Origin of the sequence: Catenibacterium sp. RTP21428st1_D7_RTP21428_210409, from assembly GCF_040227455.1 — a bacterium.
GTDB classification, from domain to species: Bacteria; Bacillota_I; Bacilli_A; order Erysipelotrichales; family Coprobacillaceae; genus Catenibacterium; species Catenibacterium mitsuoka_A.
Window position 1 is genome coordinate 1 of the sequence record NZ_JBEHVX010000038.1, and the last position, 19,037, is coordinate 19,037.

Consider the following 19,037-nt stretch of genomic DNA (forward strand, 5'->3'; position numbering starts at 1 on the left):
TAAACCAAGACAAATGCCTATAAAATCAATAAATTCTAGAAAATTTAACTATTTATTGACATTTAATAGTTTGTCTTTAGGAGTATTCTATTATTAGAATGAGTGATTATCAAGAGAAGAAAAACACTATTGTGTTCATAATATGTAGATGTATAATCAAGTCAGGAGGTATAGGTTTATGTGTTATCTAGTCGCAAAGAGGATAAATAAAACTGGATGTATTGCATTACAGACAGAACCTGGAGAAGAAATGGCAAAGTTTGCGGATGAAATACAAGAAAGACTTGGGTATGACATAGAGATTATTACTATCAGTAGACCTACTGCATATGGAGAGTATGAACCTTATCGTTTTGTAAGTAGTTATGAAGAGTTTGAAAAAGAGTCAAGTCTACTTTAAAAGGAATCCTTAGTGTTTAGGATTCCTTTTATGCTCTATAAAGTAACTTGTAATTTGCTATTCGATATTTTTATGCATTACCTTTGCATTTTTATGACTTGAGCCTCTTAATAAGCTTGAAACAATAGGCTCCCATTTACACCTATACTACGTGATAAATAAAATATAGGAAACCCCTAGTTATTTTGAATTACCTAAGATATCAAATGTATTCTTGCCTTTTCTATTAAACTCACTTATCCACTTTCTTCAACCACTCTATTGATATCGGAATATTAGCCTGCCGTTTCTTCATAATATCTATCTGCTATATATTCCGCTGACTCTGCCCACAGACCATTTTCTGTTTCCTGCAACGTCTTATATGTTTCTGATTTATAGAAACGTAATACAGCTTCTTCAAAACTAATTTGAAAATGTTCCTGTAATAATTTCACTACATCTCTGATCTGTATACATACATTCATCGTAATGTCTTTTCCATTAAAACTATATATTTTTTCTGGCATAAGAAATCCTCCTAACCGGTTTTAGATATTCTAAGACTTTTTCTGTATGATTGAAAAAAATACCTAACTCCTTTACTCTCCACAATCGTCATTTACCAAATTATACTCCACAATTATTCTATCCACAACTTCTGTCGACGAATTGTTATTAACAAATACACGATTGTGTATCCCTATCTTAGCATTAACCATTCCGTACCAATCTAGATCTGCTTGAATTTCTTTCATATAATAATCTTTATTCGCATTTTTGTAATTATCATCAGTATAAATCTCGTCATTTTCATCACTAAATACAAGCCTCGAAAAAATATTCTCTGGAGTATCGTACAGCTCAATCAGTAAATTATCATCTGATATAATGCTTGTTCTAAAGTTTTCAATATAAGAAATGGGTGAAATTGCAAAGACAACATCTTCTTCCATTTTAATAATCTTCTTGATAATACTTCCTCGTTTCTGATCTCTCCACCGTAAATTCTCAGTGTTAAAAAATTCCTCAAGAGATATTTTCAAGCGGTTTTTCACTTCTTCATCTAAATCGACAAACTTAATATCTAATCGTTCAGCAAGTAATTTACCCACAGTTGTTTTTCCAACATTAGAAACTCCAAATAAACATATCTTCATTCCTCTGTCCCCCTTTACTGATATTATGCCTTTTATTAATAAAGCGTTCAATACTATTATCTCATTCTAATAGCAATAATATATTTTCCTAGCCTTAAGAAGAAAAAAGAGCGGTTTAATAATCCGCTCTAGTGTATAGTTTATTTGTCTTGAGAATGTCTTTCACCAATCTGGAATTCTTCATTATGATCAAACATATATCTTACAGAGATAGGTGTGTCTCCTGTTAATTCAGTAAAGTCTTTTGTATGAATATCCATTTTACCTTCTCTAATAGCCTGTGCAAATGTAACCATACCATCTGAAGAGAATGGTGCTTCTGAATCCTTTAGGAATACACCATCAGTTGTTCTAGGGACACCCATTGCATCCCAGATCTGATAGTTTTCTTCATCAGTGACATTTACAAATGGTACATGGTTTCCTGTACTTACATCACCAATAGCACAGAATGTTGAAATAGTCATTAGTTCTAATCCATTAATATTCCATACTTTATGGTGGAATTCATTTGATCTATGTAATGCATAAGCTAATGCTTTAGCACAGTCTTTACGAGAAATATAAGCCATTAGACCATCACCTTGTGAATTAGTAAGTGGTGCATTCATATGAGCATAAGTAAAGTAGTTAGTAACCATTGCTTCAGCATATTGAGAGTTTCTCATGAACTGATAGTCTAGACCTACTTCCTTAATATATTTTTCAGTATAGATATGGTCTTTCCTTTCTACTGATGGGTTTGTTTCATCATCAGCATTAACTAAAGAAGTATAGATAATCTGTTTAACACCTGCTGCTTTAGCTGCATCTACAGCATTCTTATGTGCATTCTGTCTTTTAACACCAACAAATGGCATAGAGATTAACGCGAGAGCATCAGCCCCTTTAAATGCTTCAACTAATCCATCAGGATTATTAAAGTTAGTTACGTGTGTTTCTACACCCTTTTCAGCATATTTCTTAAGTGATTCTTCGTTATAACCACAAAAGATTAAGTTTTCTACTGGTTCTAATGTAAGTAATACGTCAGCAGCTAATTGACCTAAGTTTCCATCAACACCAGTTAACAATAATTTACCCATTTATTTATCCTCCTGTTTTCTATATGTATCATGATAATACTTTTAGAATTTGTTTATAAGTGAGTTACAGATTTAGAAAATGATTTTTAGCTTTTCTAAGCCTTATAGGATGATACAGGTATTAACATCCTCATCGTATAATAACTAACCTTGAGAAGAAAAAAAGAGCGGTTTAATCCGCTCTTATGCATCAAGTGTGTCCTTGTATTCTAAATATTCATCAAATGTTGATAGACGGTCAATTGTACCTTCTGCAGTAAATTCGATAATTCTATTCGCAATTGTCTGAACAAACTGGTGGTCATGACAAGTAAATAGAATGTTTTCTGGGAAACGCATTAAACCTTGGTTTAATGCCTGGATAGATTCTAGATCAAGGTGGTTTGTAGGTTCATCAAAGATTAATACGTTTGCATCATGCATCATCATTTTCGCAAGCATACATCTTACCTTTTCTCCTCCTGATAAAACATTCGCTTTCTTTAATGCTTCATCACCAGAGAACAACATTCTACCTAACCATCCTCTTAATTCCTGTTCATACATACTACCATCAGTAAACTGTCTTAACCAGTCTAATAAAGATAATTCACAATCATTAAAGAATGCTGAATTATCTTTAGGGAAGTATGACTGAGTAGTCGTAATACCCCATTTATAAGAACCTTCAAAGTCTTTATCTTCTCCCATGATGATCTTAAAGAATGCTTCTGTTGCTTTATCGTCTCCTACAAAAGCAACCTTTTCATTTGGAAGAATAGAGAAAGAAACATTATTAATAAGAGTTTCTCCATCTACTACCTTAGTAAGGTTTTCTACATTTAATACAATGTTTCCTACTTCTCTACCTGGTTTGAAACCAATGAATGGATATCTTCTTAGTGATGGTTTCATATCTGCCATTTCTAAGTTATCTAATAGTTTCTTACGAGAAGTAGCCTGTTTTGCTTTAGAAGCATTGGCACTGAAACGTGCAATGAATTCTTCTAATTCTTTCTTTTTAGCTTCTGCTTTCTTATTCTGGTCTTTCATCTGCTGGATCTGCATCTGAGAATATTCATACCAGAAGTCATAGTTACCTACATATAGCTGAATACGGCTGTAATCAATATCAGCAATATGTGTACATACCTTATTTAAGAAATAACGGTCATGTGATACGACAATGACTGTGTTCTTAAAGTTTAATAGGAAGTTCTCTAACCATCTGATACTCTTTAGGTCTAGATGGTTGGTAGGTTCGTCTAGTAAAAGAATATCAGGGTTTCCAAATAAAGCCTGGGCTAATAATACTTTGACTTTCTGGTTACCATCTAAGTCTTTCATATACATATCATGGTATTCTGTTGTAATACCTAAACCATTTAACATGATTTCAGCATCACTTTCAGCATTCCAGCCATCCATGTCTGCGAACTCACCTTCAAGTTCTCCTAGTCTTATACCATCTTCATCATTAAAATCAGCTTTAGCATATAGCTTTTCTTTTTCCTGCATGATTTCAAATAGTCTCTTATTACCCATGATGACTGTTTCTACTACTTTGTTGTCATCATAAGCAAAGTGGTCCTGTTTTAAAACAGATAATCTCTTATTAGGTTCAATAATTACTTCACCTTTGTTTGGTTCTATTTCACCTGATAATATTTTTAAGAATGTGGATTTACCAGCACCATTTGCACCAATAATCCCATAACAATTTCCTTCAGTAAATTTTACTGATACATCTTCAAATAAAGCGCGATCTCCGTATCTGAGTGATACATTATGTGTTGATATCATAGTCTACATTTCCTTTCGTACAGAGATGTATTATGCCATATTTAGTTGATTATGTCTAGTAAAATTGAGATATAGGTGATGGATAGAGATAGTAGTACTATTATATAGAGAATGGAGATACTAAAAAGACTATATATAGTGATTTTAGTACTAAGATTACTATATGTAGTAAATAGAGAGTCTAAGATTACTATATGCATGAGATAGAGGAACTGATAAATATAAGAAAAACCTGATTGTGTAGACAATCAGGACAAGTATTAATTAAATTTGAGTAGTCTTATTTTTATCAAGATCATTAAAAATTTTAACTGAAACTTTTTCTTCCAAATCACAACAGATACTTTTAAGAACTTTATAATTTTTCAAATAAACACAGTTTTGAATACCCATAATCTGCAGGAAACAGTATTTTGGATCTTTGTTTGTTCTTTCTATTGTCTGTTTAAAAGGGTTCCATTAAAAATGTATTTATGGCATACCTGTGTTTTGTGGGTATTCAAAAACACAGTTCGAATATTTAGATTTTGAATTCTTTTCTTTAGAAAAAATTGCCAAAATATTTTTCTTTTCATCAGCATTAGTTTGATTATTATTACGCAAACTTCTTGCATGGAGATCTTTTCCAGTAAATGCTACAACCATTTTATCATTAGTACTCTCTATTGCTAAAGGAAAATCTCGCGTTTTTGTATGTTAGTTAACTAAAACTAGATTCGTTTGAGCATTCGCATAAACAATCTTATTAATTTTCGTTATACGCATAATTTTCTTGCGAATCGTACCAAAGTCATAGCGCTGTTGGTTATTAATGTTATTTTCTGCTATAGTTCCTTTAATGCAATTTTTATAAAAATCCAAATCATTTAAATGGGAACGCACACCAACCAAATGAGCAAAATCTCCCTTATTAAATCTCACTTCATTATATTTGCTATCGTTAGTTACAATCAAAAAATCATAAGGTACTAGAAACTTTTCATAAAGTCTTGCACCTGCAATTATATCTCTAATAATTCTTGTTTTATTCGATTTGCTGAGACTGTGCATAAATATAGTTCTCCTTTAGACAAAAAAAAGCAGGAAATTACCCGCTTAGTATCATAAAAAAATAACAGGTTTTATCCTGGTCGCCAGGCTCATATATCTGTTCGATATATACTCGGACGAGATTGTTTTTAAGACTATCTCTTGTCTACAGTTTATCTCCTAACTGCAAGGCTCATATATCTATTCGATATATACTCGGACGAGGTTATTTTGAATTCTACCTCTTGAATTCGACTTTTTACGGTGCCTGTTCACCGAGAATGTTACCATTCTTTTTTATAGTTGTAATTTTTTATGAGCAAATGAAAATGTTTATTGCTCAGTCTCTAAGCATAGATTACCACAATTCAGTATTTTGTCAATAAAATCAGTGTGTAATTTCAAAATTTCAAAAATAAGTATATAGGGTTTTCTTATATGAAAGAACCGCTTCTTGAATTGTAAGATTAATTTAAAAGTTGATTTATCTGTGAATCAGTTAAGATAGAGTTTAATACTATTTCTTTCTTATCTTTTAGGTAGATGTTTGCTAGAGTTTCATAGATTGTATTAACTGAAACATACTTATAAGTATCTAATTCTATCTTTCCTGATTCATTAATATCAAATTCAACAAATCTATATTTATCTATTCCTGTTTTCAAAGCCAGATCTACAAGTACATGTTCGGGCTTATTGGAAGAAGCTTCAAATGATAACTGTTTTAGATACTTGTTGACTGATATTTCATAATCAAGGACTGTAATTAATGCGACGTATTTTGAATCGTTAAGTTTATTTACATATAGTTTTTCCATTTATAATCCCTCCATTCCAAAATGGAATAGAACAATATATACTATCCATTAATTAAGTTCAAGCCATTTCTAAAAATAATCTTAGCAGTTTATTGCTTCCAATGTTTTCTTGAGTTATATACGTTATTTACCGCTTCAATGTAACAAATAAATGAAGGATGATTATGATCGTTTTGTGTTAAGTATCTATTCTTAATACCCTTATATTGTTCTCTGACTAATTTCCACTTTCCATTACTTTTAATATAATCGACTTTAAATTTAATATTTCTAGAATTTGGAGCCATATTCCAATAGTATTCATTAACAGGCCTTCTAGTAACAAGACCAGCATAAATGCTAGCAGCATATGCAATATTATTAACATTAGTATTACCAGTCTTTTTATGAATTAAACGATAAAAATTTCCATCTTCATCTTCATAAACAATACAAACATCTATTGAAAATAATGTTTTACCTCCTGGAAGATAATGTTTTTTAGTGGTCAATGAGGATTTGGAATCTTCACAATCTCTCCATCCATGTTTTCTAAGAACAATATTAAAAGCTTTTCTAACGCATTCTTTGATATATTTACAATCCCAGTTATCACTTCTGACTATTTTAAGATTATAATCCAAATCTATGGGTTCGTTGGCATTTTGAAGTATTAGATTTCTTGCTCCACTACCGACAAGAGTGACCTCTGCACCTATATCAGATACTTCTTTTAGGGTATGACATAGGTCTTGCATCATATCTCCACAACAGGAACGCATGCTGCTTATTAATTTTTTGTTTGTTACATAATTATACATAATAGTCTCCTTTTCATCCCATGCCGCCCATTTAGCTTTTGCTAAATCGTTGTATTATAGCCTATTATCAGTTTAATATCAATATACTATCTAAAATTGGTAAATGAAAATTGACAGATTGGAATGAGGTTCATTCTAATCTGTCTTCTAGTTTGAGGTTATTTCTTCCAGTTTAATACTCTTACAATATTTTCACCTAGAATTTTATTTTGTATCTCTATATCATCAGTGGCTTTCTTGACTAAATCTATGGATAAAGTGAAATCTCCCCATGGTGCATCTGTACCCATCATAATTTTATTAGGATCAATTTCCTTTAATGCTTTCTTCAATGTGCTTAATTGAACACTTGCTGTATCAATATAAACATTCTTTCTTCGTTTAGCTACTCTAATAGCTGCATCAATCGCATCTGGTTCTCCAATATGTGCCATGATTAATGTAACGTTTGGGAATGTTTCTGCCATTTCATCAAATTTACCAGGCATATTGAACATATCAGATTGGCCATGGACAAGTACTGGTTTATTATACTTTTCACAAATCTTGAACAAAGGATCAACAATTTCATGTCTATCTAAAGCAAAACCATGTCTAACAGGATTGAGTTTTAATCCATATAATTTTAAGTCTCTAAAGCAACGTTCTAATTCTTCTTCTGCCTCCCATTCCCATGGATTAACAACAGCATATCCTATGATTCTATCAGGATACTTCTTTTGCATATCAGCAACATAATCATTATTAATTGTTTCTACCTGGGAAGTAACGACACATGCATCTACACCAGCTTTATCTAGCCATTCGATCATTTCATCAGCAGTGAAGTTAATACCCTTTCTTTTGCCGATATGATTATGAGAATCAATAATCATAATGAGTTCCCTCCGTTCAATAGTTTCATTAAATTCAAGCTGTAAATGTTATTTAATTCGTTTTCATCTTTAACTATAGATTCAATCTTTTTCATTTCTAGTTCCATATCTCCAGTAGGAGTATCAGAACCAAAAATGAGTTGATCCGTTAAATTCTTTTTAACGAGATTTTGGATTCTGATTCCAAACATTGAAGATGTTTCAATATAAATGTTTTTATATTTCTTAGCAACATTGATAGCTGAGGTTGTTTCATACATCTGGCCTCCATGTGCCATAATCAGATTGACTTTTGGAAAAGTCATAGCCATTTCAGCAAACATATTTGGACTAGAATATACATTGGCACCACCAAAGATTAGGATAGGTTTATTATGTTTTTCACATATTTTAAATAAAGGATCTAACAAACTGTGATCATCTAATGCATAAGCATGTTTAACAGGGTGAAGTTTTAATCCATAGATTTCATCAGTTGAAAATGCTTTTTCTAGATCTTCTTCTGATGTAGTAGACCAAGGGTTAATCGTTACAAAGCCAAAGAGTCGATTGGGATATCGTTTTACTGATTCAATAACATAGTCATTATCTATCTGTTCGGAAAAGGAAAATACGACGGCTTTATCAATTCCTGCTTCATCCATACTTTTAATAAAATCATCTACACTAACACTTACACCCTTCTTTTTGCCAATATGATTATGTGCATCTATTTTCATTATTTACATCTCCATTCTCCAGGCTACTACCTGATTAAAGAAAATCATTTCTGCTAAATCTGTGATGTCTGCTAAAATATTAATTTTTATCTTATTATCATATACTTCTACTTTAGTTTTAGATGATGGTGTCAAAACAATTTGTTTTGTGATGTATGATTCACTCATGATCTCATTATATTTTTCTTCTGTATCATCTACTCCAATTAAACACAATAGTTTATTAGGGATTTCAACTAAATGTTCACCGTGTAAATATTCATTTTTTGAATAACATGCTGTCATTAATCCTATTCCTTCTCTTAGTAAGAGAGTAGAATTGATTGTATTAAACTTACTATTAATATTATAAATAAAGTCTACACAAGCAATGTTTTCAAATAGAGTTAATATAGAAGACTTATGCTTTAATAGTTCTTCATCAAAATCATTAAGTTTAATAAGTAATTCGTTATCTGTCTTTAATGAAAAGTGAGCTTCATCAAACAAATACTCCAGTAAATACTTAATAACAATCAAGGTATTCAAATAACTATTATGTGAAATATAGAATTCCTTGCTGGCATTCAGTAGGATACTATTCTTATAGTTAGTATATAAATAACCGTTTAGATTATTAGTAATAGTAATGAGTTCAAAAGAACAATTTCTACTCTTTAATTCCTCAATAGCATCCACAATTTCTTTTGAATTACCTGATTGTGAAATGATCACTAGTAAAGTATGTTCATCTACTAAATGCATATACTTGTTCTTAAATTCTGCTGCTTCGATTGAGAGAGTTAAGATATTACAGTGTTCTAATTGAGCTAATGCATATTGACTTGCATAGAGGGAACTGCCCATTCCTATTAAGAATAACTTAGTTATTCTATTAGTTTTAATACTTTCTTTTATACTGTTAAAAGAATCAAAATCATATTCTTCGCAATATTGGATACATTTTTCAATATCACTGTTTCTATTATTTAATTCGTTCATGAATTGTTTTTTGTCATGATCGAATTTTATCTTTTCTTCTGTATTCATATATTACCTCAAATACTAATCATTTTCTAATTGTTCTTCTTTTAATAGCTGTTTTTCATAGGCTTTTGCGAATGGATACCATACTAAGCCAACAATAATAAATAATACTAACTGCGCTACGACTGCTCTCCAGTCACCACCTGTTGCAAGGTATGGGTATAGTAAAGGTGGAGTTGTCCATGGGACTGAGATATAAGGTGCTGTCATAAGTCCTAGACGAATAAGAACAAATCCATACATCATACCAAATACTGTTGTACCAAATACATATGGTAAGAAGAATGTTGGGTTCATAACAACTGGTAAACCAAATACAACTGGTTCATTAATATTAAAAATACTTGGGATAAGAGACATTCTGCTGACTGATCTTAATCTCTTTGATTTAGAGAAGAGATAAATTAATACTAAAGGTAAAGTAATACCATTACCTGTAGGCATACCGAAGCAGAATACAAAAGGTTCTGTTAATACATGAGTAGGTTTCATACCAGCTGCTACTTGTTCTACGTTTAATGCAATATTAGCGACTAAGAAAGCATACATAACACCTTGCACTGTCATAGAACCACCATGAATTCCTACTGACCAGCATAACATTAAAATCAAACCAACTAATAATACTGCATACCATGTATCAGATAAGATAAGAATAGGACTTAAAATTGATTTTAAGAAACCATTTAAGTCAAAGCCAATAATAATTCTTATAAACCAGAAGAATACAAATAATACTGTCATTGGTAAAATTGATGAAAAGCTTGAAGCAATACCTGCAGGAACACCTGCTGGCATTTTGATACCGATGTTATGCTTATCACAAAAATGCATTACTTCAGCTACAATAATACCAACAACGAATGTAGTAAACATTCCAGAAGCACCAAATCCACCTACTGAAATAGTATTAGTCTTTAAATCTAAAGGTGCGACTGTTAATAAAAAGCAAACTGCACTTACAATACCTACAGTTGTTTTATCTAAATCATAAGTATCGGCTAATTCAGAACCAATACCAAATGCTAAAAATAAACTAATGAAACCAAATGTCATATTTGATAATGTGTTTAATGCATCATTGTAAGGTGCCATTACTTTTGCTAGAGATGCGATAGGCAGATTAGTAAGAATCATAGGGAATGATCCTACAATCAATAATGGGATTAAACGAATCAATGCATTTCTAATTGCAACCATGTATTTGTTGTTACCAAACTTGATTAATGGGGGTGTGAGTTTGCTATCAACAAAGTTGGTCATTTTATCAAGAAAATTATTCATTTGTTCCACTCTCCTCTTATTAAGTAAACTATATTGTTATACTTTAACTATCTTGATTTTATCATTTTCGAATGAGGACATATTAAAATCAGGATTAGAATCAGTAATAATATAGTCAATATCATTATAGTCAGCATATGAATAAAGTGTTTTTATTGAAAACTTAGAATGGTCAGTGACAACAAAAACCGTATTAGCCTGTCTAGCAATTGCTTGTTTTGTTAAGCCCTCTTCTAAATGAGGGAGTGATATGCCATATTCCGTATCAATTCCTTCTGCTCCCATAAAGGCTTTATCAAAATAGAACTTTCTTACAAAATCAATAGTAAGATCACCTATAAAGCCTATAGATTTCTCTCTATACTTTCCTGGTAACATATATAAATCAATATTTTCTGCCATGAATAAAGCATTGACTACTAGAATAGAACTTGTCATTACTGTTACCTTTTTGTTAGATTTAGCAAGTTCTTCAGCTATTTGAGCACATGTTGTTCCACAGTCTATATAGACTACTTCTCCATCATTAATATATTCAATAGCTTTTTGAGCTATACGTATCTTTTCTGCTATCATCTTGTCTTTTTTCAATATATAGCTTTCTTCTGAACCAACACTCTTATTTAAGTATACTGTTCCTTGTGATATCAATATAACGTCTTGGTCTTCAAATTTTTTTAAATCTCTTCTTATAGTCATTACTGAGACATTAAACTTTTTCGCGAGTTCGTCCAATGTCATAGATCCTTCTTTTAATAATTTTAAAATTTCAATCTTTCTTTCGCTAGCGTTCATTTATGTTCCTCCTTCAGTTATAGAATAGCACACAAGAATAACATATTCAACCATTATTTGTGTTATTTTATGTTATTTCTTCACATTGAAGTGCTTATATGTGCATATTTATATAATTTTAGTGTTATTTTGTAACATTAATAACAGTTTATAACATCTTCAATGTTATTATATCACAGATGTTGAGAGGTGGATATAATAGTAGATGAATACTTTTAATAATTGAGTATTCCGTTAATAGAAGACCACTCGCTACAATAGAAAAGTCCAATATAGCTTAAAAAAGCATAAACAATTTTAATTATTGTTATGCTTTCTCTATTATTAATATTTTATTTTAGAGTATTACTCACGTAACGATTTTTCATATAAAATAGTCAGATAAAAACTATTAATGATTCTATCTAGAATTACGTTAGCAATAGATCTTTCCTCTAATGATTATACCAATATTTGACAGCAACCAAGAGGTTAAAATACTTAATGCAAGTATATTGGAATTTTTCTAGCGTAATTTATAGACTTATTTCACCATATTGAATGGACTTTCACCCCTTTAATATCCATTAGTTTTTGCCGTTACCTTTTAATTCTAGCTGTTTATAAAAGTCAACTCCTTTTTTTAATACACCAAAAATTTCACCTTTATTACCCCTAGCTTCAACGAAATGAGCAATTAGTAATTCATTTAATGCATTTTCCCATCTAGTCACTTCTTCTATTTTCTGTGAAGCAATAAATGATCTATCATTAACTTGAATATGTACACCAGATAGGTCCATCGTTTTTAATATAACATCATTATTAGCACAAGCAGTTGATAGTAGTTCAATTGCTTCATCACCAATATTATGATTAATACACTCGTTATTATTTATTTTAGAAATAAATTCATCACGCTTCTTCTCCCATCGAATATCAGAAATAGAAGTTAAGCTAAACTCTTGCACTATAGAATCTTTTAGTTGACCCAACCTTTCCTTAACATCAAGTGAATCTCCATCAAGCTTTATAGCGATTTTTGTAGGATCGATAGCACCTTTCACTTCCTTAAAATCAAAACCAGGAAGTAAAATTGTTGTATATCTTTTCTGTAAAACCCATGTTGCACCCATTTCATTTAAACAAGCAGGACTTTTGTAATAATTATTCGAAAGAACAAAGATAATATGAAGATCATACTCTTGAAATTGTTGTTTCAAGTAATCATAAATATCTTCATCTAACGGAATACCATAACCTGCTATTGAAGAACAAAAAAGTTGATCTCCTCTTATTCCTAAATCTTCTAATAATTCTACAATATCTGAAACATAATCTATATCGAGACTAGAATGACTTATAAATATTTTTGGGCTTTTAATTACTTCTTTGATTTTATCATTATCATTAACCACAGATTTGCTTTCTGTCGGATAATACTTATTAATGTTATTCTTAATAGCTAATAGACTTCCAGTTAACTCATTAAACGACTGTTCATCCTTTGAACCCTTAAACCCTGTATTTAAAATCGATAAAGTATTTCCTATATAATTATCTTTTGTTCGATCATAAACCTCATTAAGTTCAAATAATAATGCTTGTTTCCATTTAGAAAACTGCGGTCTATCTTGAATCTTTTTTATTTTTGTAAAATAAACACTATCGACAACATGGAAATGATCTTTGACCTCATCTATTTGCTTAATTAAATTTAATAAATCATCTTTCATAATCTTAACTCCTCTCAATCAATAACAGTCTACTAACAGTATATCAAAGTATTTCATGCCAAAAAAGAGAAAAAGAAATAGAATATATTATTTAAATACCCATATTCTGCAGATAACGATTCAAAAAAAAATATGGAGCAGAAGTATTCATGATATATCCTATCTGTCTATGACTGACAGTATATGATCTCTGGAAATATTTCTTGAAATGCAAAGAACAGGGTCGCATGATACAGATAAGTATTCCTGCCACTGTTCCTTTAAAAGAATATGATTATAACGCAGAAGTGGAAATCATCAATCCTGTGGCTGATACGGTGACAACTGCTACGTTTCAAGGAGCAGACGTTGACTGGTACATCAAGGCAGATGATATTGTCTTGAAGAACAAACAGGCTGGAAATAACCATGCTCCAAACAATTCGCAGCAGCAAGGAAAGAAGCAAGGAAAGAAATAATACTTCGATTGATTATAGTAAATGAAAAATGTATAATTATCCTTATTACTTATTCAAAAGAGGTGTTCTTATGGAGGAATTTATTCAATGGTGGAGTGTTAATGGTTTTAATGTAGTATCAATCATTTTTTCGGGAATAATTTCACTGATTATTTCTGCTGTATACTATCATAAGGGGAATAGAAATAATCTTCAAATGACAATGCTTTTTCCAATCGTACGTTTTTTAAACGAACAATATACTAGGAAGAATTATTGTTTATTAAATGAATTATCGCAGAATTATTGCAATAGATATTTGTCCAAATCAGAGAGAAGAGTTTTGGCAAATTTAGTATCTGCATATGAGGAAGTCAGTACCTATAATACAGTTAGTGTAAATGCTGATATTATCATGTCATATTTTGAATATCTCCTAAAAACAAATAAAATTGACCCTAAGCCTGTTCCTTGGGTAGTTGATGGCGAAACTGTAAGCTATGATTATCCACCAGACTGGTATCTCTTAAATAGTAATCTGGAAAATGTCTTTAAGCAATACGAACCAGAACTTCAAGCAACAGAATGTACAGAAGCAATAATATCTATTTTATCTCATTATTGTAAAGAGTATTACACAAGTGAGAAATTACCATATTTTGAGGATTATGATTTGGAAACAGTATTAGACAAGTCCAAAATCATGCAAAAATGGAATAATAAATTTGAATCGATGGAAAAAGCAAAAAAAGAATTTCTGGATTTAAAGATTATTAAGCAATTACAAAGTAAATAGCATTTTATGAGCAGTAAATCTATATGGTTTGCTGCTTTTTTCATGGAAGGAGGATTTTATATGCCACAATTCAATAAACATGGGAATCGTATTCGAGCCAGCGACAAATCGCTGGTTTTTCGCTTCTCTGCCGGTTCACTGCTTTTGCTGTTCCTTATTACGTTTATGCTACTGAACCTAAAAACAATCATCACTACTGATTGGAAAGCAATCACACTTTTTCAAGATGGCAGCGTCCATTTTTCGGTCACACCATATAGGATTGTCACAGTTATTATTGCAGCTCTGGTGTATGCAGTTACTGCTATGCTATACCGCAGATTCCAGTATGACAGGGTGAAGCATCTCTTTCACCGTCAAAAGCTGGCTCGCATGATACTTGAGAATGGCTGGTATGAATCAGAACCGACACAGGACAGCAGATTCTTCAAGGATTTACCAGCAACCAGCAAAAAAGAGAAAATCACCTATTTTCCTAAACTGTATTACCGTATGGATAACGGACTGTTGTATATCCGTACAGAAATCACATTAGGGAAATATCAAGACCAGCTCCTGCACTTGGAAAAGAAGCTGGAAACAGGCTTGTACTGTGAGCTGGTTTCAAAAGAGCTAAAGGACAGCTATATTGAATATGTGCTACTCTATGATACGATTGCATACTAGCCCCAGACGACTTCCACAGAGGAAATCAATACAGAAATGGAGGAATGACGACATAAACCATATCTTATTTGACTTCTTCCTGTTCTCACCTGGGGCAGGATTCGGAGTAGTTACTATGTGTCTTATACAGGCAGCAAAAGCCGCAGACAGTGAAATTGAAATGATGGAAAGGAAAAGAAATAATGAATTTCGGACAGAACTTATACAACTGGTTTTTAAGTAACGCACAGAGCTTGGTGCTTATGGCACTCGCTGTTATCGGTGTATATCTCGGTTTCAAGCGTGTGTTTTCCAAACTTATCGACTTTCTGGTGATTGCCTTAATCGCTGTCGGCTTGGTATTCAATGCCGCTGGCGTAAAAGACGTACTATTACAGTTATTTAATAAGATTATCGGAGCCTAATGCTCCTATAGTTCTAAAGTAAAAAACAAAAGATTGTATATCATCTATATTAGTGCTAAAATCATATGCAAATATTGATTTACTGGAGGAATTATTTAGTGGGAATAAACATTGGTGATGGCAACAAGATTGTTAATTCAAATATTGCAGAAAAGATAGAGAATACCAATCTTAAAGAAAAAAAGAGATTTTATGATAATCACCCGTGGATTTGTGGCATTTTGGTTTCTCTTTTTGTGGGTATAATTTTATTATTTTCTTTCTGGCAAAATATTATTACATGGATTGAGGGGTGGTTTTAATGGCTAAAAGTCAAATTATTAAAGACCTTGCAAACGGTAAGGCGGATACACAAACTGCATTGAAACGTACGAAGGTATTATTACAAGATTTAGAAAACGATGATTTGCTTGATTGGGTAAACTATGAAATAGAAGGTTATCCTGATGATGTAGAAATTCCTGATTATAGAGTAATTGGAGGACCACTATATGGAACTTATTTCAAAGGATCATTGGCAAATCATATAATATATAACCATGTTCCTTTACCACTTGGTAATTTGCCCGATGAAATTAAAGAAGATATTTTGACTATTAAAATCAGACAAGGTATCGAAGCATTAAAAGGTGTTATTGCAAAAAGTGAAAAAAATGATAATAGCAGATTGATCAAACAGATTCCTGCTGAATATTATCCATACATAGCACAGGCAAACAATGACCTCGGTATGATTATTACAACAGCTAGTGTTGAGCTTAATATGCCAAAAGTATTAAATATTTTTCCAAAAGTTGAAAGTAAATTGCTTGATATTCTATCATATTTGGAAAAACAATTCGGTAATTTAGATGATTTAGATATTGATATTGAAAGCAAAAGTGAAAAAGAATTGAATAATATTATAAATCATATCCATGTGCTAATATATAATGATAAAAGTGTTACTTTAGGAGATAACAACAAAATCAAAAACAGTAATATTGCTTCTTCCATTAAAGAAGATTAAAAGCACTAAGAATCAACGATTGTAATAAAAAGGCAGCAACTTTATTTAAAATGGACCCTGTAAAAAAGACACAATAAAAAAAGGCGGTTTCTGGAAATACTGAAAAGAGATATCGTATTCATTCAACAGTATTCTGCTCTCAGTTTGATGTTGCAGGATGGCACAGTAGGCTTGGTAGAGGTGCCTTAGCGGATGCACTAATGGAGAGTAAAGTATCAAAATCACAGACAATAAAAATCTTTGGTGATAAGTCAATGAGAAGCATATAAAAACAATCATGGCTGTACTACTATACAGTCAGGATTGTTTGGTGGTCAGGTTCATTGGAATGGTTGGTCAACCCAATCGAAATAAGTGATCAACTAAAGTGGAATAATCAGCTTGGAAATGGTATTAAGAGAAATTTCCTAGTCTATTAGCTGCAGGCACAGTCTCAGATTAAATTTTACGACCATAATTTTTCTGCTCCTTTCATAATATTAGAGACATTGTCTTCAAATAACATGATAGTACAAAAAGATCACCCATGAGGTGGTGCAGTTGTGTATATTCTGATTTTTTAGGCTAGTGGTGCAGTTACCGAGATAGGTGGTTCGCTTTATGCGAATGGTGGTGCTGTTCCTTGCGAATAATCACTAACAGTCCACCACCTCTCAGTAACGTTCATTCATTCTTTCTTGTTTAACTATTATTCCAATATCCTTTATTATTTCAAACTCATTATAGCAGCAATATGTTCTGGAACATCAATTAAACCTAAACGATAAAAGATAGGATAAATATAAGAAATACCACGTATATCACCTATTTCTTTAGGTCTACTTATAATATTACCTTTTAGATTTAATGCTTTCTCTAATGCTATTACAATTGAACTCCAAGTAAGACTTTTACTCTTATCTCTACGATTAATTAATAGTTCTTTGTTAAGTTCTCCATTTCTTCCTACCTTTATAGTATAAGAAAAAGGTAAACCAGAATATGTATAAAATGGATAGTTTTGGTATGCAATAATAGCATTCCATAAGAGATCAGGATTCACTTCTTTCTGTAATTTCTCTACAGCTTCTTTACGTTCTCTATTTACTTTTATACTGTTCATTTCTGGTATAGCCATTATTTACCTTCCCCCTTAATCTTTATATCTTCAATATAATCATGTAATAAATAATATTGTTTCTGTTTCAATCCATTTTATATGATTATTAAAAAGACGGCAATAAAAGAACAAGATTATACGTAAGCCTTCAATTGATATTGCATGATATCAATCTAAAACATAATATACAGTATCAGTAATATATAATAAAAAAATTATGTCTAATTAGCTTCAATTGTCTCAATATGAATATTACGGAGTGGCAAGGCCACTCCATACGGTAAAATAAGTCCATACGTTACGCTAGAAAAGTCCAGTGAATCCGTCAAACAAGTTCACCATATTTAATATGAAGATTTACACCTCTTGGTTGTAAAATGGATTTGATAAGTAATAAATACTTATCAAAACTTGCAACTAGGAGGTGTTTTTATATGCGAGATGTTAAGAAGATTTTGGAAATGAGACCTCAAAATTTCAGTCAGCGAAAGATAGCTGAAGCACTTAAGGTATCAAGAGATACAGTAAGAAAAGTATCTAAAGCGGCTGATGAAAATAATATTTGTGGGTCCATGATCCAGAATCAGAATGAAATGGAAGTACAGAAACTATTGTTTGGAAAGGAGACTAAACTTAATCTGATTATTAAGCAACCTGATTATCAGTATATTCATAAAGAACTGTTAAGACCAGGGACAAACATTAGATTATTATGGGAAGAATATGCAGAAGATTGCAGAAACAGTAACTTCCCACTCTATCAGTACAGTTACTTCTGCGAAAAGTATCGTGATTATGTAAAGAAAAACAATCTTACAATGCATATCACACATAAGCCAGGGGATAAATTAATGGTGTACTGGTTATGTAAAGATTCTCATAACCAGTCTACTTCAGTACGAATACCTGGCTTATGCTGGATATGGTTGGTATAGTTGTGATTCTGAACATGTTCTGTGTATCCTCTGCAGAACTTTGAATAACTCACGGGATACTTCCCATCATTTATCTTGATACAGTATTCATTCCACAACAGCTTCAGAGTGACTCCAGGTTTAGATAATTCATTATGAATATATTCATAATCTGTTATGAAATGACGATTGTCAAGTGGAAATAACACATTTCTTTGATTTTCGTTTTTCGTTTTCCGTTTTTT

At 31.6% G+C, this 19,037-nt stretch carries 24 protein-coding genes and 1 pseudogene; 9 read left to right on the forward strand and 16 right to left on the reverse strand.

Features of this window, described 5'->3' with window-relative positions:
* The first annotated feature begins 178 nt into the window (after window positions 1–178).
* Window positions 179–400, forward strand: a complete 222-nt coding sequence (locus ABUA27_RS06900; RefSeq protein ID WP_281076123.1) for a DUF6718 family protein — start codon at window positions 179–181, stop codon at window positions 398–400.
* Between the two features lie 275 nt (window positions 401–675).
* On the opposite strand, the gene ABUA27_RS06905 is transcribed toward ABUA27_RS06900, so the two are convergent.
* From ABUA27_RS06905 to ABUA27_RS06970, 14 genes are all read right to left on the reverse strand, one after another.
* Window positions 676–909: a hypothetical protein gene (locus ABUA27_RS06905; protein ID WP_006505075.1), complete on the reverse strand. Its 234-nt coding sequence runs from the start codon at window positions 907–909 to the stop codon at window positions 676–678.
* A gap of 72 nt (window positions 910–981) precedes the next feature.
* Window positions 982–1,590 carry a shikimate kinase gene (locus ABUA27_RS06910; protein ID WP_281076122.1) on the reverse strand — a complete coding sequence of 203 codons (609 nt, stop codon included), beginning with the start codon at window positions 1,588–1,590 and terminating at the stop codon, window positions 982–984.
* 89 nt (window positions 1,591–1,679) lie between these two features.
* Window positions 1,680–2,624, reverse strand: a complete 945-nt coding sequence (locus tag ABUA27_RS06915) for an NmrA family NAD(P)-binding protein (protein WP_349820454.1) — start codon at window positions 2,622–2,624, stop codon at window positions 1,680–1,682.
* Window positions 2,625–2,807: 183 nt separating this feature from the next.
* Window positions 2,808–4,406: an ABC-F family ATP-binding cassette domain-containing protein gene (locus tag ABUA27_RS06920; RefSeq protein ID WP_129982267.1), complete on the reverse strand. Its 1,599-nt coding sequence runs from the start codon at window positions 4,404–4,406 to the stop codon at window positions 2,808–2,810.
* A gap of 471 nt (window positions 4,407–4,877) precedes the next feature.
* Window positions 4,878–5,051, reverse strand: coding sequence for a hypothetical protein (locus tag ABUA27_RS06925; RefSeq protein WP_349820455.1), 174 nt, complete (start codon window positions 5,049–5,051; stop codon window positions 4,878–4,880).
* A 51-nt stretch (window positions 5,052–5,102) separates the two neighbouring features.
* Window positions 5,103–5,456, reverse strand: a complete 354-nt coding sequence (locus ABUA27_RS06930; protein ID WP_349820456.1) for a PBECR4 domain-containing protein — start codon at window positions 5,454–5,456, stop codon at window positions 5,103–5,105.
* 446 nt (window positions 5,457–5,902) lie between these two features.
* Window positions 5,903–6,253 (reverse strand): type II toxin-antitoxin system RnlB family antitoxin, encoded by a 351-nt coding sequence (locus ABUA27_RS06935; protein WP_221711775.1) that lies wholly within the window; start codon window positions 6,251–6,253, stop codon window positions 5,903–5,905.
* Between the two features lie 89 nt (window positions 6,254–6,342).
* Window positions 6,343–7,053 (reverse strand): hypothetical protein, encoded by a 711-nt coding sequence (locus ABUA27_RS06940; RefSeq protein ID WP_303352964.1) that lies wholly within the window; start codon window positions 7,051–7,053, stop codon window positions 6,343–6,345.
* A gap of 158 nt (window positions 7,054–7,211) precedes the next feature.
* Window positions 7,212–7,928 (reverse strand): amidohydrolase family protein, encoded by a 717-nt coding sequence (locus tag ABUA27_RS06945; RefSeq protein WP_349820457.1) that lies wholly within the window; start codon window positions 7,926–7,928, stop codon window positions 7,212–7,214.
* On the reverse strand, window positions 7,925–8,647 hold the full coding sequence (locus ABUA27_RS06950; protein ID WP_221711777.1) for an amidohydrolase family protein: 723 nt from the start codon (window positions 8,645–8,647) through the stop codon (window positions 7,925–7,927). Before ABUA27_RS06950 ends, ABUA27_RS06945 begins: the two co-directional genes overlap by 4 nt.
* A 3-nt stretch (window positions 8,648–8,650) precedes the next feature.
* A complete protein-coding gene (locus tag ABUA27_RS06955) occupies window positions 8,651–9,676 on the reverse strand; it encodes an SIS domain-containing protein (RefSeq protein WP_349820458.1) in 1,026 nt (341 codons plus the stop codon).
* Window positions 9,677–9,691: 15 nt separating this feature from the next.
* Window positions 9,692–10,957 (reverse strand): PTS sugar transporter subunit IIC, encoded by a 1,266-nt coding sequence (locus ABUA27_RS06960; RefSeq protein WP_349820459.1) that lies wholly within the window; start codon window positions 10,955–10,957, stop codon window positions 9,692–9,694.
* 36 nt (window positions 10,958–10,993) lie between these two features.
* A complete protein-coding gene (locus ABUA27_RS06965) occupies window positions 10,994–11,752 on the reverse strand; it encodes a DeoR/GlpR family DNA-binding transcription regulator (protein WP_349820460.1) in 759 nt (252 codons plus the stop codon).
* 566 nt (window positions 11,753–12,318) lie between these two features.
* On the reverse strand, window positions 12,319–13,467 hold the full coding sequence (locus tag ABUA27_RS06970) for a toll/interleukin-1 receptor domain-containing protein (RefSeq protein ID WP_349820461.1): 1,149 nt from the start codon (window positions 13,465–13,467) through the stop codon (window positions 12,319–12,321).
* Window positions 13,468–13,670: 203 nt separating this feature from the next.
* On the opposite strand from ABUA27_RS06970, the gene ABUA27_RS06975 reads away from it, so the two are divergent.
* The 7 genes from ABUA27_RS06975 (at window position 13,671) to ABUA27_RS07005 (ending at window position 16,779) form a co-directional block, all read left to right on the forward strand.
* The gene (locus ABUA27_RS06975) at window positions 13,671–13,925 is read left to right on the forward strand and encodes a DUF961 family protein (protein ID WP_502879691.1); all 255 of its coding nucleotides are present in this window, start codon (window positions 13,671–13,673) and stop codon (window positions 13,923–13,925) included.
* 70 nt (window positions 13,926–13,995) lie between these two features.
* Window positions 13,996–14,700, forward strand: coding sequence for a hypothetical protein (locus ABUA27_RS06980; RefSeq protein ID WP_349820462.1), 705 nt, complete (start codon window positions 13,996–13,998; stop codon window positions 14,698–14,700).
* 60 nt (window positions 14,701–14,760) lie between these two features.
* Window positions 14,761–15,366, forward strand: a complete 606-nt coding sequence (locus tag ABUA27_RS06985) for a hypothetical protein (protein ID WP_502879690.1) — start codon at window positions 14,761–14,763, stop codon at window positions 15,364–15,366.
* Window positions 15,347–15,589: a DUF3789 domain-containing protein gene (locus ABUA27_RS06990; RefSeq protein ID WP_349820463.1), complete on the forward strand. Its 243-nt coding sequence runs from the start codon at window positions 15,347–15,349 to the stop codon at window positions 15,587–15,589. Before ABUA27_RS06985 ends, ABUA27_RS06990 begins: the two co-directional genes overlap by 20 nt.
* Complete coding sequence (locus ABUA27_RS06995) at window positions 15,549–15,770, forward strand: hypothetical protein (RefSeq protein ID WP_349820464.1); 222 nt, start codon at window positions 15,549–15,551, stop codon at window positions 15,768–15,770. The genes ABUA27_RS06990 and ABUA27_RS06995 overlap by 41 nt, the downstream gene beginning before the upstream one ends.
* A 98-nt stretch (window positions 15,771–15,868) precedes the next feature.
* The gene (locus ABUA27_RS07000) at window positions 15,869–16,072 is read left to right on the forward strand and encodes a hypothetical protein (protein WP_349820465.1); all 204 of its coding nucleotides are present in this window, start codon (window positions 15,869–15,871) and stop codon (window positions 16,070–16,072) included.
* The gene (locus ABUA27_RS07005; protein WP_349820466.1) at window positions 16,072–16,779 is read left to right on the forward strand and encodes an AbiTii domain-containing protein; all 708 of its coding nucleotides are present in this window, start codon (window positions 16,072–16,074) and stop codon (window positions 16,777–16,779) included. The genes ABUA27_RS07000 and ABUA27_RS07005 overlap by 1 nt, the downstream gene beginning before the upstream one ends.
* Before the next feature lie 706 nt (window positions 16,780–17,485).
* On the opposite strand, the gene ABUA27_RS07010 is transcribed toward ABUA27_RS07005, so the two are convergent.
* Entirely contained in the window at window positions 17,486–17,896 is a 411-nt protein-coding gene (locus tag ABUA27_RS07010) for a hypothetical protein (protein ID WP_349820467.1), read from the reverse strand.
* 416 nt (window positions 17,897–18,312) lie between these two features.
* On the opposite strand from ABUA27_RS07010, the gene ABUA27_RS07015 reads away from it, so the two are divergent.
* Window positions 18,313–18,813, forward strand: coding sequence for a hypothetical protein (locus tag ABUA27_RS07015; RefSeq protein WP_349820468.1), 501 nt, complete (start codon window positions 18,313–18,315; stop codon window positions 18,811–18,813).
* Here ABUA27_RS07015 and ABUA27_RS07020 read toward each other — a convergent pair.
* Window positions 18,756–19,037: pseudogene (locus tag ABUA27_RS07020) on the reverse strand (IS21 family transposase); the annotation flags it as partial. The gene ABUA27_RS07015 and the pseudogene ABUA27_RS07020 overlap by 58 nt on opposite strands.

Bases quoted from the DNA above. Each gene is read 5' to 3' on its own strand.
- ABUA27_RS06900 (WP_281076123.1), top strand. From the start codon at position 179: ATGTGTTATCTAGTCGCAAAGAGGATAAATAAAACTGGATGTATTGCA.
- ABUA27_RS06905 (WP_006505075.1), bottom strand. From the start codon at position 909: ATGCCAGAAAAAATATATAGTTTTAATGGAAAAGACATTACGATGAAT.
- ABUA27_RS06915 (WP_349820454.1), bottom strand. From the start codon at position 2,624: ATGGGTAAATTATTGTTAACTGGTGTTGATGGAAACTTAGGTCAATTA.
- ABUA27_RS06920 (WP_129982267.1), bottom strand. From the start codon at position 4,406: ATGATATCAACACATAATGTATCACTCAGATACGGAGATCGCGCTTTA.
- ABUA27_RS06925 (WP_349820455.1), bottom strand. From the start codon at position 5,051: ATGGTTGTAGCATTTACTGGAAAAGATCTCCATGCAAGAAGTTTGCGT.
- ABUA27_RS06930 (WP_349820456.1), bottom strand. From the start codon at position 5,456: ATGCACAGTCTCAGCAAATCGAATAAAACAAGAATTATTAGAGATATA.
- ABUA27_RS06935 (WP_221711775.1), bottom strand. From the start codon at position 6,253: ATGGAAAAACTATATGTAAATAAACTTAACGATTCAAAATACGTCGCA.
- ABUA27_RS06940 (WP_303352964.1), bottom strand. From the start codon at position 7,053: ATGTATAATTATGTAACAAACAAAAAATTAATAAGCAGCATGCGTTCC.
- ABUA27_RS06945 (WP_349820457.1), bottom strand. From the start codon at position 7,928: ATGATTATTGATTCTCATAATCATATCGGCAAAAGAAAGGGTATTAAC.
- ABUA27_RS06950 (WP_221711777.1), bottom strand. From the start codon at position 8,647: ATGAAAATAGATGCACATAATCATATTGGCAAAAAGAAGGGTGTAAGT.
- ABUA27_RS06955 (WP_349820458.1), bottom strand. From the start codon at position 9,676: ATGAATACAGAAGAAAAGATAAAATTCGATCATGACAAAAAACAATTC.
- ABUA27_RS06960 (WP_349820459.1), bottom strand. From the start codon at position 10,957: ATGAATAATTTTCTTGATAAAATGACCAACTTTGTTGATAGCAAACTC.
- ABUA27_RS06965 (WP_349820460.1), bottom strand. From the start codon at position 11,752: ATGAACGCTAGCGAAAGAAAGATTGAAATTTTAAAATTATTAAAAGAA.
- ABUA27_RS06970 (WP_349820461.1), bottom strand. From the start codon at position 13,467: ATGAAAGATGATTTATTAAATTTAATTAAGCAAATAGATGAGGTCAAA.
- ABUA27_RS06980 (WP_349820462.1), top strand. From the start codon at position 13,996: ATGGAGGAATTTATTCAATGGTGGAGTGTTAATGGTTTTAATGTAGTA.
- ABUA27_RS06985 (WP_502879690.1), top strand. From the start codon at position 14,761: ATGCCACAATTCAATAAACATGGGAATCGTATTCGAGCCAGCGACAAA.
- ABUA27_RS06990 (WP_349820463.1), top strand. From the start codon at position 15,347: ATGATACGATTGCATACTAGCCCCAGACGACTTCCACAGAGGAAATCA.
- ABUA27_RS06995 (WP_349820464.1), top strand. From the start codon at position 15,549: ATGAATTTCGGACAGAACTTATACAACTGGTTTTTAAGTAACGCACAG.
- ABUA27_RS07005 (WP_349820466.1), top strand. From the start codon at position 16,072: ATGGCTAAAAGTCAAATTATTAAAGACCTTGCAAACGGTAAGGCGGAT.
- ABUA27_RS07010 (WP_349820467.1), bottom strand. From the start codon at position 17,896: ATGGCTATACCAGAAATGAACAGTATAAAAGTAAATAGAGAACGTAAA.
- ABUA27_RS07015 (WP_349820468.1), top strand. From the start codon at position 18,313: ATGCGAGATGTTAAGAAGATTTTGGAAATGAGACCTCAAAATTTCAGT.